We start from the raw sequence: 14,441 nt of genomic DNA, 5'->3' as shown, positions 1-14,441 counted from the left end.
GCAGCAGCAGCATCAGAGGCTGCCATGGCGTTAGCGTAAGCCAGCGCGCTTGAGTGGCGAGATGGCCTTATAAAAGCCGTTTGCGCATAAACAGACTTAACGGGTCGGGCATATAGGGTGGGAACGCCTCGCATAGTGCGTACCCGCATCGGCGATAGAGTGCGATAGCCGGTTGCTGATGAATCCCGGTTTCAAGCCGCAGTTCGCGTAAACGGTTTTCTGAAGCTATCGTCTCGATGGCGGCGATGATCTGCTCGCCGAGCTTCCTGCCCCGGTAGGCCGGCCGGATATAAACCCGCTTGATCTCCGCAAAGCCCGCCTCCTGAAAGAGTAAGGCCCCACACCCTGCCGGCAAGCCCTGCTCATCACGCACGATAATGCACTTCAGCTGCTCATCACCGACGGTTGAGAGATCCAGACAGTGATTGCTTTCTGCCGGATAGAGTTCGCGCTGAAAAGCGTCGAGTTCGCCGACCAGGCGCACCAGGTCGCTATCCCCTTTATCGACTTCTGAAATGCTGAACATCTCTTCTCCCCGTCAAAGGTCGCTTCCGGAACGACTCTGCCCGTTGATTTACTTCAGCTTAACGCCTTTTGTTTCTGGTGCCATCCAGACCACAATCATCGCGGCGACGAAGGCCAGCACGGTGGTGGCCAGCCCGGCGGTGAAGCCGCCAATGCTGGCCACATAGCCGATGAGCAGCGGCGCGATAAAGCCGCCCAGACGCCCCCCGTTGTAAGCCAGGCCCATCAGAAAGCCGCGTGACTGGGTGTCGCCAATAATCTCGGCCAGGAAGGGGCCGGAACCGGCGAAAATACCGTTAACCCCGAAACCGGCCATAAAGATGGCCACCATAAGAATCAGCGGCTGCGTCGTCACCAGATATAATCCGACCGCGACCGCACCGATCAGGAGATAGAGCAGAAACATCGGCCGGCGTCCCCATTTATCGGCCATGAGTGAGAACACCAGGAAGCCCGCAATCGCACCGGTCTGCAGGGCCAGCACAAACTTCAGACTGTGAAGAAAATCGAGATGCTTCACTTCACGAAGGTAAGTGGGCGTCCAGGTGAAGACGCCCCAGAACAGATACTGAATGAAGAAGATAAAGGTAAACGCCAGCAGCAACCCTTTGATGTTCGTTTTGCCGGCGCTGGCCTTTTTAGTCTGCCGCTGTGCGCGTTCCTGCTGGCGCGCCAGCCATACCGGCGATTCGGGCGTAATGTACGCAATAACCATCATGATAAAAACCGGCAAGGCGCCAATCATGAACAGGTAGCGCCATCCCCCGTGTTCCAGCCCACCGGTCATTGCCGTGACCAGTGCCGTCAGGCCAATCGCCAGGATTGCGCCCACCGGTAGCCCCATCTGCATCAGCGCGCCGCCGCGCGCACGGCGCTCCGGACGCCAGGTTTCAGCGATGAGCGCCGCGCCTGATGTCCACATTCCGCCCATACCGAGCGCACCGCAGAATCGCAGCAAGGTAAAGACCTGCTGATTATGGGAAAACGCCAGCAGACCGGAGAAAAGCGAATAGATGGCGATGCAGATCAGGGCCGTTCTTACGCGTCCGATTTTATCGGCCACCAGCCCGAAGAGAATGCCGCCAATAATCTGCCCGCCAGCCGTGGCGCTGATAAACACGCCAAGTTCCGTTTTGCCGAGGCCAAATACCACGCCCAGCACAGGTAAGAGCAGAGAGAGCAAAAAAGAGTCGTAGCTTTCAAATGTCCAGCCTAACCCGCCCAGCGCCAGGGTCCTTTTTTCAGCCGATGAATAGGAGAGCACTGAACCGGAGGCGTCCGCATCGAGAGGATGCGCCTCATGCACTTTTGATTTCATATTCATCCATATTCTCCAGGGAGGATAAGCGATAGGTTGATGCCGCGGTGCGCCAGAAGAGATGCGCCTGTTCGGCCGCAGAAGCCTGCTCCGCCAGCCTTTTGCAGGCATTCCAGAACACACCGTAATTGAACATGCCTTTGTCGACCGGGAAGTTGCTGGCAAACATGCAGCGCTGCACGCCAAATGCCTCAACCAGCGTTTCAAACAGCGGTTGCCAGGCCCGGGAGAGCGTCAGGGAGTCAGGTGGTGTGTCGTGTTGTGCAAAGGGATAGCCCATGACCGTCATGCCAAAACCGCTGATTTTGATGCGCACGTTGGGCAGCGCCGCCAGGGCGATAATCCCCTTTTTCCACGCCTGAAAAACGGCATCCTGTTTACCGGCATAAGGCCCCGTTCCAATCGGTCCGCCGCAGTGATCCACAATCACCAGCAGATCGGGCTGCGCGCGGGCCAGTCCGGCAATTTCATCGAGCTGAGTGTGATAAACCCAGACATCCAGCGAAAGTCCGTTGCGGGCAAGGCAGGCTGCCCCGCGCCGGAATGCGTCACTGGCCGCCAGACCGGCGGGCGGCGTGACGGGACTGGAGCTGACGCGGGGATCAGGATGCCAGGCCAGCGGATTCCGCATCCCGCGCAGTCGTCCTCCCGATCGCGCCAGCATGAGTTCCACGACGGGCAGCAGGTCGTCCCCAGCCAGCAGGCTGGCACCGCCAACGATGGCTTCACAACCTGCGGCTTCGCCATAGTGACCGCTTTCAAACATCGCGGCACAACCGCCTGCAAACTCGACCTCTCCGACGGGTCTGAACGCTTCAGGCCCGTGACGGCGCAGCATGGAGCGGCACTGAACATACACCGTCGAGAGAATCCGGTGTCCGGACTGTTCGATATCCTGGCTGAGCTCCGGTACCAGGTAGCGGCCTGACTGGCGATCCCACAAATGATGATGCGCATCCACGACCGGAAGTTCGGGCATCAGCGCCTCTTCATGATGACGCGCGAGCCACGCTTCCCGAACGGGCAGATGCGGTGCATTAACAATCTCCATAACGTCCTCTTAACCTTCTGATTAAAATCAGATCCCGACATTTTTCGCGTGGCGGACAGGTGAACAGACCCGAACCGCATTGTTTTATCTGATAAAACTCAGTTTTACTGAATAAATTCACTATAGGCTCAGCGGATAAAATTCAGCCAGCAAAAAAAGGAGGCGCTTAATGTAAATACGATGTTAATCACAAATATTTTACTTTAAGGACACGCCGCGCTTCAGAGCCAGCTGCTGCTCAGCGGCGGTGCACTGATGACCGGGAACGGGAGAGAGGATGCGGTTCGGGGACGCCCCGTTTCGGGAGACGGGAAAGAGAGCGACGAAGAAAAGTCGCGGTGTGAAATCAGTAAAAACCGCGACGTTTCAGAACAGGCACAGATGCGTGTTCTACGCCTGGCGGATGATAAATTCTGGTTCACAGGAGACAGGAAAATTGACCGATCTGGCAATAAAACAGACTTTATGGATCTCATGGTGAATAGCCGAGGCTGAATCAAGATTTGTCCCCTCAGCTACCGCGATCGTCGGTCTCAGCACCGCCGAAATAAAGCGCCCCGCCCCGCCTTTTGATATTTCACCTGTCGCTAAGGGAGAATCTTCATAGCCGAGAACCGTGATCCCGGCGTCGGAAGCCAGATGCAGATACCAGAGCATATGGCATGCCGAAAGAGAGGATATCAGGAGGTCTTCAGGATTCATTTTACTTGCGTCGCCACCCAGCAGGGGATCATTGGAGCAATGGATGACCTCTTTCCCGCTGATGGCGATATCCCACGTCCTTGCATACGCTTTATAACCCGACGTCCCCGTTCCCAGATTGCCGGTCCAGAAGATGCGCGATGTGTAGTGATGTTCCATTATTCTGACTCCTTTATTGAGGATAAAACGGGGGAAAACAGAGGGAACTTCTGCTGTTTACTCAACCACATTCTGTCGGGTAATAAAATCAGCACAATGAAAACGCGTGCAGGTACGTGTACAACCCTGCTCAATGCTTTCTGAAAATACGTTTCAGCATCCACAAAAGCGCAACAGACATCAGGACAGAAACAACGATATTGGCTGTGAGTACAAAGTCGGGGATTGCCTCATCGCCATTGATATGAAAAACATCTGCAATGGCATAAAAGAACTCTACAGGCACGATGAGAGCAATAGCTTTTGATATGGCGATGACACAAAAAACAAAAATAAAAACAGGTAAAATAAAGCGCATAGTTAGTATACCTATATGTCGTCATCGCTTCCCTGCATTAATCAGAACTGCTCAGGTTGCTGTAATCATATTGCATTCAAATCGAGCCTAAAGTGCATGGCGACTATACAGATGGATGGCCCGTGATTAGACTCGTGAAATTGACACCATAAGTCGCCCAAAGCTGACCATGAAAATAATCGGCTGGGGTGTAACAGCTAAGGTGACATTCGATTTACTCAGCGTAAGTAACCGATGACACTAAGCCTTTTTCAACCGCCAGTAGCGCCATGACTTCCAGGCCAGGACTGGCGGTTGAATAAATGTCACTAAGACTATCCCGATAAGCAGTGACAGGCCACCGCCTAAGATGTATGGCTTAGTTGAGAAAATGAGAAGAAATATAAATACGAGCGTGCAGGCGGAAACAATCCACAATAGCACTCTGAATCTGTTTTTTAAATCCACTACAGCCTCATCCAGCGTACCACCGTAGCTTTCAAGATTATTTTTGATTTTTTTCAAATCAGCATCAGTAAAGCCCGACTTCAACAGCTCTGATTCAATAACTATCATAGTGCACTACCTTTCATCTTTAAAACGTGCAGTCATTCTAACGCAATTATATACGTGTTTGCTTCTCAAGCGGCAACTTGCTCTGTTGGCACAAACGGACATTACTATCTTTACTATCAGTCTGAGGTGGCTAACGCCATTTAAATGACTGTCTGAACAAAAGCCTTTACTTAAAACTTTTTATTAACGACTACGGTTAGATGATCTTATTATAAACGGCAATATCCCACTTTTTTCTGGTGAACCTCTCACCTTACCTCCCGTCCCATCCTCACCATCGCCCGATACCAGGCTCCTCTCTGAATCGACCAGCGCAACCCGATCGCAATCGCATTAATCTTTCGATCAATCATCGCCTGCTGAAAGCGCCCTGTCTCACGGCCGGACATCGCCTGCGCCCATGCTGGCATCAGCCCGAACCCCGACATCAGCATCACTTTCATCACCGGTTTCGCCTGCCAGCTCGGGGCTGGCGCATTCATCAGCAGTCGCGTCACTTCAGCGGTGCGCGCATCAAAGCGTAATTCCGGACGCATCTGCTGCAGATAATCCGCCACATCGACGACGCTTTTCGGCACCCGCTCCGCGCCCAGCGACTCAGCAATCAGCGCCGCTTCCTGATAGTACCGATCCTGTTCGGCGCGCGTGAGGTGGGGATTTTTGTAGCGCAGATGGGCCGCCAGGAAACGGCTGGTCTCCGCCACATGCACCCAGGTCAGCAGATGCGGATCGCTGGCGGCATAGGGTTTGCCTTCGCTGTCGACGCCGCTGACTTTAAGGTGAATGCGTTTCACCCGGTCGATCAGCGTCTGCGCATCCTGCTGATTACCGTAGGTGGTCACGGCGATGAACTGACTGGTACGCCGCAGCCTGCCCATCATATCTTCGCGGAAATTGGAGTGATCCCAGACGCCCGCCAGCGCCGCCGGATGCAGCATCTGTAATAGCAGCGCGCTGATCCCGCCGCACATCATGGAGGTGAAGTCGCCGTGGACGCGCCAGATCACGCTGTCCGGGCCAAACAGGCCGGGATCGCCAGGCGGCTGGGAGAGATCAAACTCATTCATCGACAGGCCGTTAAGGCGAAAGACCTGCTGCTGAATACGGTCACGCAGATTTATCATGGTGGCTCTGATAGTGAAATGACGCGGCGCGCCGTAGCAGGACGCTAACGACGCGCCGCACCCCCTTTCTCAGGAGAAAGGCGGGCGGTTACAGATAGTTGAACTGCGCATCCTGAGTACGAACGGAATCGAGTCCAATCATCACGTTGAACTTGCCGGGCTCCGCCACATGCTGCATCTGCTGGTTCCAGAACTTCAGCGCATCGACGTCGATCTTAAAGGTCACGGTCTGAGACTCGCCCGCTTTCAGCATGATGCGTTTGAAACCACGCAGCTCCTGCACCGGACGGCTGATGGAGGCGACCGGATCGTTGAGATACATCTGCACCACCGTCGCACCGTCGCGCTGACCGCTGTTGGTCACCGTCACGCTGGCTTCGATGCTGCCGTTACGCGGCATGGTCGGCGACGACATTTTCACCGGAGACACGGTAAAGCGGGTGTAGCTCAGGCCGTAACCAAACGGATAGAGCGGGCCGTTAACCGCATCATAGTAGTGCGACGTATATTTGTTCGGCTTAGCAAAGTTGTAAGGCCGGCCGGTGGGCAGATGGTTGTAGTAGATCGGAATCTGCCCCACGGAACGCGGGAAGGAGACCGGCAGCTTGCCCGACGGGTTATAGTCGCCAAACAGGACATCGGCGATGGCGTTACCGCCTTCCGTCCCGCTGAACCAGGTCTCCAGCATCGCATCGGCCATACGATCTTCATTCACCACCGACAGTGCGCGTCCGTTCATCAGCACAATCACCAGCGGTTTGCCGGTGGCTTTCAGCGCGGCCAACAGCTTCTGCTGGCTTGGCGGGATCACCAGGTCACTGCGGCTGGAGGCTTCGTGGGCCATACCCTGCGCTTCACCCACGGCGGCAACGATGACATCCGCCTGCTTCGCTTTGGCGACCGCGTCATCGATCATCTGCTGCGGTGAACGCGTGTCGATGGAAACCGCCGGTTCATAGAGGTTCAGGAAGTCCTGAATGCCCTTATTATCGGAAACGTTGGCGCCCTTCTCATAAAGCAGCGTCGCTTTGCCTTCGGTGGCGTTGCGCATCCCCTGCAGCAGCGAGACAGATTGTTTCGCCACGCCGGCCGCGGACCAGCTGCCCATAATGTCGCGCTGGCTGTCGGCCAGCGGCCCGATCAGCGCAATGGTGCCCGATTTCTTCAGTGGCAGCGTTTCCAGCCGGTTCTTCAGCAGCACGATACTCTTGCGCGCTACGTCGCGCGCTTCGGCGCGATGCAGACGGCTCTCCGCGTTGGTGTCCTGCGGGTCGCTCTCTTTCGGCCCTAAATGGCTGTAGGGATCGTTGAACAGCCCCATATCATATTTGACGTTAAGCACATGACGCGCCGCATCATCAATTTCGGCCATGCTGACTTCGCCGCGCTTCACCAGATCCGGCAGATATTTGCTGTAATACTCGTCGCTCATGCTCATGTCGACGCCCGACTTCAGGGCGATGCGCACCGCGTCCTGCGGATCGCTGGCGACGCCATGCTTAATCAGCTCTTTAATGGCGCCGTGGTCGCTGATGGTAATGCCTTTGAATTTCCACTGACCGCGCAGCAGATCTTTCAGCAGCCAGCTGTCCGCCGTCGCCGGTACGCCATTAATGGAGTTCAGCGCCACCATAACGCCACCGCTGCCCGCATCCAGAGAGGCTTTATAAGGCGGCAGATAGTCCTGGAACATGCGCTGCGGACTCATATCCACCGTGTTGTAATCCCGGCCGCCTTCGACCGCGCCATAGAGCGCGAAGTGCTTGACGCTGGTCATCACGCTATAGCGATCGGCGGCGCTTTTACCCTGCATCGCCTGCACCATGCTGCGGCCCATCTCGCTGGTGAGATAAGTATCTTCACCAAACCCTTCGGAGCCACGCCCCCAGCGCGGTTCACGGGTGACATCCACCATCGGTGCCCAGGTCATATTCAGGCCATCATCGGCCGCCTCATAGGCGGAAACGCGCCCGACCTCTTTCACCGCATCCAGATCCCAGCTCGACGCCAGCGCCAGGGGAATAGGAAAAATGGTGCGCTGGCCGTGGATGACGTCGAAGGCGAAAAAGAGCGGGATCTTCAGCCGGCTGAGCTGCATCGCCTGATCCTGCATGGCGCGGATATCCGGGCGGGTCACCGTGTTAAAGATCGCACCAACCTGACTCTTCTGAATCATGTCGCGAATCGCTTCTTTGGGATTATCCGGTCCGACGCTGATTAAACGCAGCTGACCGATCTTTTCGTCCAGCGTCATTTTTTTCAGCAGCTGGTTAACGAAGGCATCCCGCGCCTGTTCGGTCATCGGGTGGTGACCTGGCACGGTCTCAGCCAGTGCCGGTTGCATCGCGAGGGAAACAGCGAGACTAACAGAGTAAATCCATTTCATCAGGTTGGGTTCTCTTAAGTAACTGCGCAATATCGTATTAACAGGCGGCAGTGTGCCACAAGATGAGAATAGCAGGTAGCCTGCCGCTGTCACACTGCGAGGAGATGAGCGGACGTGCTACAGTTAAGGCGCACTGATAAGACAAGGGAATTGCTCATGATACCTACCTCTGCCCTGCTTTCTGACCTGCGCCGCCTCGTCGGCCCCTCTCATCTGCTGACTGAACCTGAACAGACCGCCCGCTATCGCAAAGGCTTTCGCTCCGGCGAAGGAGATGCGCTGGCCGTGGCGTTTCCCGGAACGCTGCTGGAGCTCTGGCGGGTTCTGCAAACGCTGGTCAGGGCGGATGTCATCATTCTGATGCAGGCGGCGAATACCGGCCTGACTGAAGGCTCGACGCCGCACGGCGACGACTACGACCGCCCGCTGGTGATTGTCAGCACCCTGCGGCTGGATAAGCTGCAGCTGATCGACAACGGCCAGCAGGTGCTGGCTTTCCCCGGCAGCACCCTCTATCAGCTGGAAAAAGCGCTGAAGCCACTGGGACGCGAACCGCACTCGGTGATCGGCTCCTCCTGCATCGGCGCGTCGGTCCTGGGCGGCATCTGCAATAACTCCGGCGGATCGCTGATCAAACGCGGTCCGGCCTACAGTGAAATGGCCCTGTTCGCCCGAATCGATGCGGAGGGCAAACTGCGGCTGGTGAACCACCTGGGCATTGAGTTAGGCAGCACGCCGGAAGAGATTCTGGGGCGGCTGGATGACGATCGCTGGCAGCCTGGTGATGTGCAGCACGATGGCCGCCACGCCTCTGACCACGAATATGCTGACCGGGTGCGTGACGTGAATGCCGATACGCCCGCCCGCTATAACGCCGATGCGCGCCGTCTGTTCGAAGCCTCGGGCTGTGCCGGCAAGCTGGCGGTGTTTGCCGTGCGACTGGACACCTTTGCCAGCGAACCCCAGCAGCAGGTGTTCTATATCGGCACCAACGAGCCTGGCGTCCTCACCGATATCCGCCGTCATATCCTGGCGCACTTCACCCATCTGCCGGTGGCGGGCGAATATATGCACCGCGACATCTTTGACATTGCGGAGGTCTACGGCAAAGATACCTTCCTGATGATCGACAGGCTGGGCACCGACAAAATGCCGCTGTTCTTCACGCTGAAGGGACGGGTTGATGCCTGGCTGAACAAACTCGCCTTCGTTAAACCGCACTTCACCGACCGCCTGATGCAGCGCCTGAGCCGGCTGTTCCCGGCGCATCTGCCCAAACGCATGAAGCAGTATCGCGACAGATATGAACATCATCTGATGCTGAAGATGTCTGGTGAAGGCGTTGCGGAAGCGCGTAACTACCTGCGCGACTACTTCCGTGAAGGCGGAGGCGAATTCTTTGAGTGCGAAGGCAAAGAGGGGGCGCACGCTTTTCTGCATCGGTTCGCGGCTGCAGGGGCGGCCGTGCGCTATCACGCGGTGCACGCTGACGAGGTCGAGGATATCCTGGCGCTGGATATCGCCCTGCGTCGCAACGATGCTGACTGGTTTGAAACGCTGCCTGAATCGATCCGCGCTTCACTGAGCCATCGCCTCTACTATGGTCACTTCTTCTGTCACGTCTTCCATCAGGATTACATCGTCAGAAAAGGTGTCGACGTGCACGCCCTGAAAGCGCAGATGCTGGAGATTCTGCAGGCGCGCGGCGCGGAATACCCCGCCGAGCACAATGTGGGCCATCTCTATCAGGCGAAACCGCAGCTGGCGGCCTTCTATCGCCAGCTCGATCCCACCAACAGCTTTAATCCCGGCATCGGCAAAACCAGCAAGCAAAAAGGCTGGGCAGTAAAGCAGCCGTAATCGGCTAACCGGCCCGCCTGCTCATCAAAGCGGCGGGCTGATTAAGGCTATTCAGATAACATCCGCATTAAAAACAGTTAACCTCCTTTCTGATATTCTCCCTGATTATTTATAAAGCGATTCTGTTCTGCGTAATATCTCACAAAAGTTTGCCCTGCCAATTGATCATCCGTCAGCCGAAAAATAGAGTGCCGTTGAAAAATAACAGAAAAAGAGAGAATGCCTTATTCAGGCAGCGCTAACCCTCACGGGTAGCGCACTATCCGTTTCAGCAGGGATGAATCATGATGTTAAAGCGATACCTTATGGCGCTCACGCTGCTGAGCCTTACAGCCTCAGCTTACGGCAGCGCCTCAGTTCAGCGGGGAGTGGATCCAATCCGTCACTTCAGGCTCACCTGTCAGGTTAACGATAATCAGGCTGCCCTTCATGGCACCGACTGTGCCGCAGTGGGTGGCGACTTCGCCGCCTGCAATCGCGCCACCCTTACCCTGACTAACAACGGCCCGGCCCTGACGGACCGGCACTGGGCCCTCTACCTGAGCAATGTCCACCAGAGGCTGCGGGTCGAACATGATCAGTTCAGAATGACCCACCTTGTCGGCGGTTTAACCCGGCTGGAGCCGACAGAGAAGTTCACCGGCCTTGGCGCAGGCGAATCGGTGCAGGTTCCCGTCGTCAGCGAATACTGGCAGCCGTTCGCGCACAAACGCCCGGACAGAGCAGAGGATCGCCGCCTCGCCTCGCTGCGCTCGCGGAACGACGATCAGGGCCGGCAGAACCCGGCCCTTTTGCCTTAAACCAGCTTCTCTTCGGGTTCCGCATCCGGCTGCTGACGGCGTTCGATAATCATGGTCTGCGGCGTGGAAAGCAGGATGCCCTCTTTACGCAGGCGCGTCAGAATATCGAACAGCAGATCGCTTTTGGCGCCGGAAATCTGGCGCTGCCCGGCCACGTTACCGGTCACGCTCAGCACAATGCCCTGCTGGGTCAGATCTTTAAACGAAACAGACGGCTCTGGCGTCTCCAGAATGCGTTCGTTTTCGTTGTAAACATCGAGCAGAATATCGCGCACTTTCACCGGATCGATGTTGAGCGGGAAGGTCAGCGTAATTGTCACCACCCCCTGCGCATTGCCCATCGTGGCGTTGCGCACGTTCTGCGAGATAAATTGCGAGTTCGGCACGATGACCGTGGATTTGTCACCCAGCTGGATCTCGGTGGCACGCACGTTAATCCGGCGGATATCCCCTTCGATGCCGCTGATGGTCACCAGATCGCCCACCTTCACCGGCCGCTCGGTTAGCAGAATCAGGCCCGAAATAAAGTTCTTCACGATCTCCTGCAGGCCGAAACCGATACCGACCGACAGCGCACTGACGATCCAGGCCAGCTTGTTCCACTGCAGCCCCATGATCGACAGGGTCAGCAGGATGATCAGCACATAACCGATGTTGCTGAACAGCGTCACCAGCGACACCCGCATCCCCACGTCCATGGTGGTTTTTGGCAGGAAGTCGGTGTCGAGCCAGCGGCGCACCGAGCGCAGCACATAGATGCCGACAATCAGGCAGATCAGCGCATTAACCATGTGTGCCGGAACGATATTCAGGGACTCCAGCCCTTTCCCGCCCCAGAACTCAATCACCTTCTGCAGCAGCTCAATCGGCGTTGAGGAGGCAAACGTCCCGTTGACCAGCGCCAGCGCCACAAACAGCACCAGAATGGTCTTACCAATCGCCGTCAGCAGCGTGGCGGTTTGCTGCAGATGACGCTCATTGATGTTGAGCGAACTCTGAATGCGGCGGCCGGTTGCGTTGCTGGTCGAAAAGAGACTCTCACAGCCATCGTTGAGCAGATGGCTCAGGAAGTAGAAGGAGCCAAACAGCAGGCCACACCAGATCACCTCATAACTCAGGAAGCGCGCCAGCGTGACATAACCCACCAGCAGCGAGATCAGGATCGCGAGCGCGGTCAGGGTCAGCCCCAGCTGGATCAGCCCGACCAGCGTAGAGCGGGCTTCCGGCGGCGTGCCTGCCAGCGTCATGCGACGACGAACGCGGTTGGTTCGCATGCTGATGGCCAGCGCGGTACTGCCTATCAGCAGCGCCGTCAGGCCGTTGGCAAAAATGGTGGTATTCAGACTGGTGCCGACGCTGTAGTTAAAGGCCTCAACCGTCTGGAAGATAAACACCAGCACCGCGGTAATGGGCGGGAACGGTTTGAGCGCCAGCGCCACTTCATTGGAGATGGTGGGCAAACGCCAGCTCGGCCGCCGCGTAGAGAGAAACGCACGCCCCAGTCCGGCGATCAGGCCGCAAAAGACGCTGAGCTGAACCAGCCGATCGACAAAGTCCTGCACATTTTCCGAGACCTCATCGCGGCGGGTAAACGCCAGAGCGATAAAGTTAAAGGTGAGTACCACCGCCACCAGCGTGGTCAGGGCGATCGCGGCCGCCAGGAAGCTGCGGCGCAGTTTGCCTTCCGGCATTTTATGAATGCTGACCCAGGCGAGAAACTCTTCACTGTAGCGACGACCCACCGTCATCACCAGCAGCGCCGCCAGCAGCCAGAGCGTACTGCCTATCCGCCAGCCCGGCTCCCAGGAGAGCGCCGCGGTGTCCTGCAGCTCCTGCAGAAACTCGCCGATCTTCTCACCGTCCAGGTCCTGGCTGTTGGTCAGGGGAGACCAGAAACGCGCACCGAGAATGGTACCGGAGTTGAGCGCCAGCTGACTTTTCAGCTGGTCACGGCGCAGGTTAACAATCTGCGACGACAGCGTTAAGGCACCATTTTTAATGCCCTCTGCCTGCTTGATCTGATCGTCGAGTTTGCTTTTCTGACTCTCCAGCGCGTTTCGCTTGCGCGTCACCTCCGGCGTCTCTTTTACCCCGCTGTCAGCTTTGGGGGCCGGACCCAGCACCTGCAACTGCGCTTCCAGCTGCTGGCGATCGGGGATCAGCGCCTGACCCAGCGTGTCGGCATTGCCGGAAAGCTCCAGCGCCATCTCATTCAGCTGATTCAGTTTGTTTTCGCCCGCGTCGCCTGACACCTGGCTCTTAATCTTATCGAGGATCTTCTGCATTTTCGGCAGTTCAACCGAAGCATTCAGCTTCGGCTGGGCATCCTGTTCCTGTTCCTGTGCCGCCGCGGTGATATCATCCGCCGCCTGCGTCACCGCCGGGGCAAACACCACCAGCGTCAGCATTAACCATGCAAAAAAGGATCTTATAAACATATGAGTAAAATTCCGGCAGCTTATATCAGGCGATCGTCCCTCGCCAGTCGCGCGTAGTGTAGGACTTTGCAAGGGATGGCAATATAGGAATAACGGGTATTTTTCGGGCTAATTCCGGGCAGACCGCGCGCGTTACGCCGCTGCCCGGCTCGCCCGGCGCGCCTGCTCAGACAGCAGACAACGCCGGGTAACACAGCAGACTTTCTCTGCTCTCTTTACTCCACGCCGGCACTGCTGTCCCCGTTGCTGGCGACCTGGCCCGACTTCTGCTTTTTGTACGCCAGCGCAGCCGCAGGCACCGGCGCGGCTTTGCCGGTCTCGATCCAGCTACGCAGACGGTTGGCATCCGCGAAATGGGTATATTTGCCAAAGGCATCCAGCACCACCAGCGCCACCGGACGATTGTTGATCATGGTGCGCATCACCAGGCAGTGCCCCGCCTCGTCCGTGTAACCGGTCTTGGTCAGCTGGATATGCCAGTCATTTTTGTAGACCAGATGGTTGGTGTTGCGGAACGGCAGTGCATAGCTCGGATGGGCAAATACGGCCGTCTCTTCTTTGGTGGTGCTGAGGGCGCCGAGCAGCGGATATTCGCGCGTCGCCTTGAGTAATTTGACCAGATCCTGGGCGCTGGAGACGTTTTGCGTCGACAGGCCGGTCGGCTCCACGTAGCGGGTCTGTTTCATGCCCAGCGACCGCGCTTTGGCATTCATCGCCCGGATAAAGGCGTTGTATCCGCCCGGATAGGCATGAGCCAGGCTGGCGGCAGCGCGGTTCTCCGAGGACATCAGCGCCAGCAGCAGCATGTTGCGGCGGCTGATCTGGCTGTTGAGCTTCACGCGTGAGAAGACGCCACGCATTTCCGGCGTCTGGCTGATATCGACGGTTAACATCTCGTTCATCGGCAGGTGCGCATCCAGTACCACCATCGCCGTCATCAGCTTGGTGATAGAGGCAATCGGTCTGACCCGATCCGGGTGACTGGAGAAGAGCACTTTATTATTGGTGAGGTCGACAATCATCGCACTGCCAGAGGCAATCTGCGGCTGAGCAATAGGCGTAAGCTGCGACAGGGAAGTGGTCGCCTGAGCCGGAAGTGAAACAATCTGCCCGGAAACGAGCAGTGCCAGCGAAAGCAGGCTGGAACGAATTTTTGCAGACATCG

The 14,441-nt window shown here is 56.9% G+C and carries 12 protein-coding genes; 2 read left to right on the top strand and 10 right to left on the bottom strand.

The window, feature by feature from the left end:
• Nucleotides 1-67 precede the first annotated feature (67 nt).
• From AC6I7A_RS05735 to bglX, 8 genes are all read right to left on the bottom strand, one after another.
• The gene (locus AC6I7A_RS05735) at nt 68-526 is read right to left on the bottom strand and encodes a GNAT family N-acetyltransferase (RefSeq protein ID WP_058957725.1); all 459 of its coding nucleotides are present in this window, start codon (nt 524-526) and stop codon (nt 68-70) included.
• A 48-nt stretch (nt 527-574) separates the two neighbouring features.
• A complete protein-coding gene (locus AC6I7A_RS05730; RefSeq protein WP_058957726.1) occupies nt 575-1,849 on the bottom strand; it encodes an MFS transporter in 1,275 nt (424 codons plus the stop codon).
• Nucleotides 1,824-2,894: an amidohydrolase family protein gene (locus tag AC6I7A_RS05725; protein ID WP_058957727.1), complete on the bottom strand. Its 1,071-nt coding sequence runs from the start codon at nt 2,892-2,894 to the stop codon at nt 1,824-1,826. Before AC6I7A_RS05725 ends, AC6I7A_RS05730 begins: the two co-directional genes overlap by 26 nt.
• Nucleotides 2,895-3,284: 390 nt before the next feature.
• Nucleotides 3,285-3,755 (bottom strand): OsmC family protein, encoded by a 471-nt coding sequence (locus AC6I7A_RS05720; RefSeq protein WP_058957728.1) that lies wholly within the window; start codon nt 3,753-3,755, stop codon nt 3,285-3,287.
• A gap of 130 nt (nt 3,756-3,885) precedes the next feature.
• Nucleotides 3,886-4,113 (bottom strand): hypothetical protein, encoded by a 228-nt coding sequence (locus AC6I7A_RS05715; RefSeq protein ID WP_046101469.1) that lies wholly within the window; start codon nt 4,111-4,113, stop codon nt 3,886-3,888.
• 240 nt (nt 4,114-4,353) lie between these two features.
• Nucleotides 4,354-4,668, bottom strand: coding sequence for a hypothetical protein (locus AC6I7A_RS05710; RefSeq protein ID WP_058957729.1), 315 nt, complete (start codon nt 4,666-4,668; stop codon nt 4,354-4,356).
• Nucleotides 4,669-4,916: 248 nt separating this feature from the next.
• On the bottom strand, nt 4,917-5,792 hold the full coding sequence (locus AC6I7A_RS05705) for an oxygenase MpaB family protein (protein ID WP_058957730.1): 876 nt from the start codon (nt 5,790-5,792) through the stop codon (nt 4,917-4,919).
• Between the two features lie 88 nt (nt 5,793-5,880).
• A complete protein-coding gene (bglX, locus tag AC6I7A_RS05700; protein ID WP_009091300.1) occupies nt 5,881-8,178 on the bottom strand; it encodes a beta-glucosidase BglX in 2,298 nt (765 codons plus the stop codon).
• A 156-nt stretch (nt 8,179-8,334) separates the two neighbouring features.
• Here bglX and dld point away from each other — a divergent pair, with 156 nt between their 5' ends.
• Together dld and AC6I7A_RS05690 are read left to right on the top strand one after the other, a co-directional pair.
• Nucleotides 8,335-10,038, top strand: a complete 1,704-nt coding sequence (dld, locus tag AC6I7A_RS05695; protein WP_058957731.1) for a D-lactate dehydrogenase — start codon at nt 8,335-8,337, stop codon at nt 10,036-10,038.
• 284 nt (nt 10,039-10,322) lie between these two features.
• Complete coding sequence (locus AC6I7A_RS05690) at nt 10,323-10,838, top strand: carbohydate-binding domain-containing protein (protein WP_230200877.1); 516 nt, start codon at nt 10,323-10,325, stop codon at nt 10,836-10,838.
• Here AC6I7A_RS05690 and AC6I7A_RS05685 read toward each other — a convergent pair.
• Together AC6I7A_RS05685 and pbpG are read right to left on the bottom strand one after the other, a co-directional pair.
• Nucleotides 10,835-13,276, bottom strand: a complete 2,442-nt coding sequence (locus AC6I7A_RS05685; protein ID WP_058957733.1) for a DUF3772 domain-containing protein — start codon at nt 13,274-13,276, stop codon at nt 10,835-10,837. The two genes, AC6I7A_RS05690 and AC6I7A_RS05685, sit on opposite strands and share 4 nt — an antisense overlap.
• Before the next feature lie 215 nt (nt 13,277-13,491).
• Entirely contained in the window at nt 13,492-14,439 is a 948-nt protein-coding gene (gene pbpG, locus AC6I7A_RS05680; protein ID WP_009091304.1) for a D-alanyl-D-alanine endopeptidase, read from the bottom strand.
• Between the last annotated feature and the right edge of the window lie 2 nt (nt 14,440-14,441).

Source organism: Type-F symbiont of Plautia stali (assembly GCF_059731105.1).
Note: the sequence above shows the minus strand (reverse complement) of the source record. Positions and strands in the feature narration are given on the sequence as shown.

Bases quoted from the DNA above. Each gene is read 5' to 3' on its own strand.
- AC6I7A_RS05710 (WP_058957729.1), bottom strand. From the start codon at position 4,668: ATGATAGTTATTGAATCAGAGCTGTTGAAGTCGGGCTTTACTGATGCT.
- AC6I7A_RS05705 (WP_058957730.1), bottom strand. From the start codon at position 5,792: ATGATAAATCTGCGTGACCGTATTCAGCAGCAGGTCTTTCGCCTTAAC.
- bglX (WP_009091300.1), bottom strand. From the start codon at position 8,178: ATGAAATGGATTTACTCTGTTAGTCTCGCTGTTTCCCTCGCGATGCAA.
- AC6I7A_RS05730 (WP_058957726.1), bottom strand. From the start codon at position 1,849: ATGAATATGAAATCAAAAGTGCATGAGGCGCATCCTCTCGATGCGGAC.
- AC6I7A_RS05725 (WP_058957727.1), bottom strand. From the start codon at position 2,894: ATGGAGATTGTTAATGCACCGCATCTGCCCGTTCGGGAAGCGTGGCTC.
- pbpG (WP_009091304.1), bottom strand. From the start codon at position 14,439: ATGTCTGCAAAAATTCGTTCCAGCCTGCTTTCGCTGGCACTGCTCGTT.
- dld (WP_058957731.1), top strand. From the start codon at position 8,335: ATGATACCTACCTCTGCCCTGCTTTCTGACCTGCGCCGCCTCGTCGGC.
- AC6I7A_RS05685 (WP_058957733.1), bottom strand. From the start codon at position 13,276: ATGTTTATAAGATCCTTTTTTGCATGGTTAATGCTGACGCTGGTGGTG.
- AC6I7A_RS05690 (WP_230200877.1), top strand. From the start codon at position 10,323: ATGATGTTAAAGCGATACCTTATGGCGCTCACGCTGCTGAGCCTTACA.
- AC6I7A_RS05715 (WP_046101469.1), bottom strand. From the start codon at position 4,113: ATGCGCTTTATTTTACCTGTTTTTATTTTTGTTTTTTGTGTCATCGCC.
- AC6I7A_RS05735 (WP_058957725.1), bottom strand. From the start codon at position 526: ATGTTCAGCATTTCAGAAGTCGATAAAGGGGATAGCGACCTGGTGCGC.
- AC6I7A_RS05720 (WP_058957728.1), bottom strand. From the start codon at position 3,755: ATGGAACATCACTACACATCGCGCATCTTCTGGACCGGCAATCTGGGA.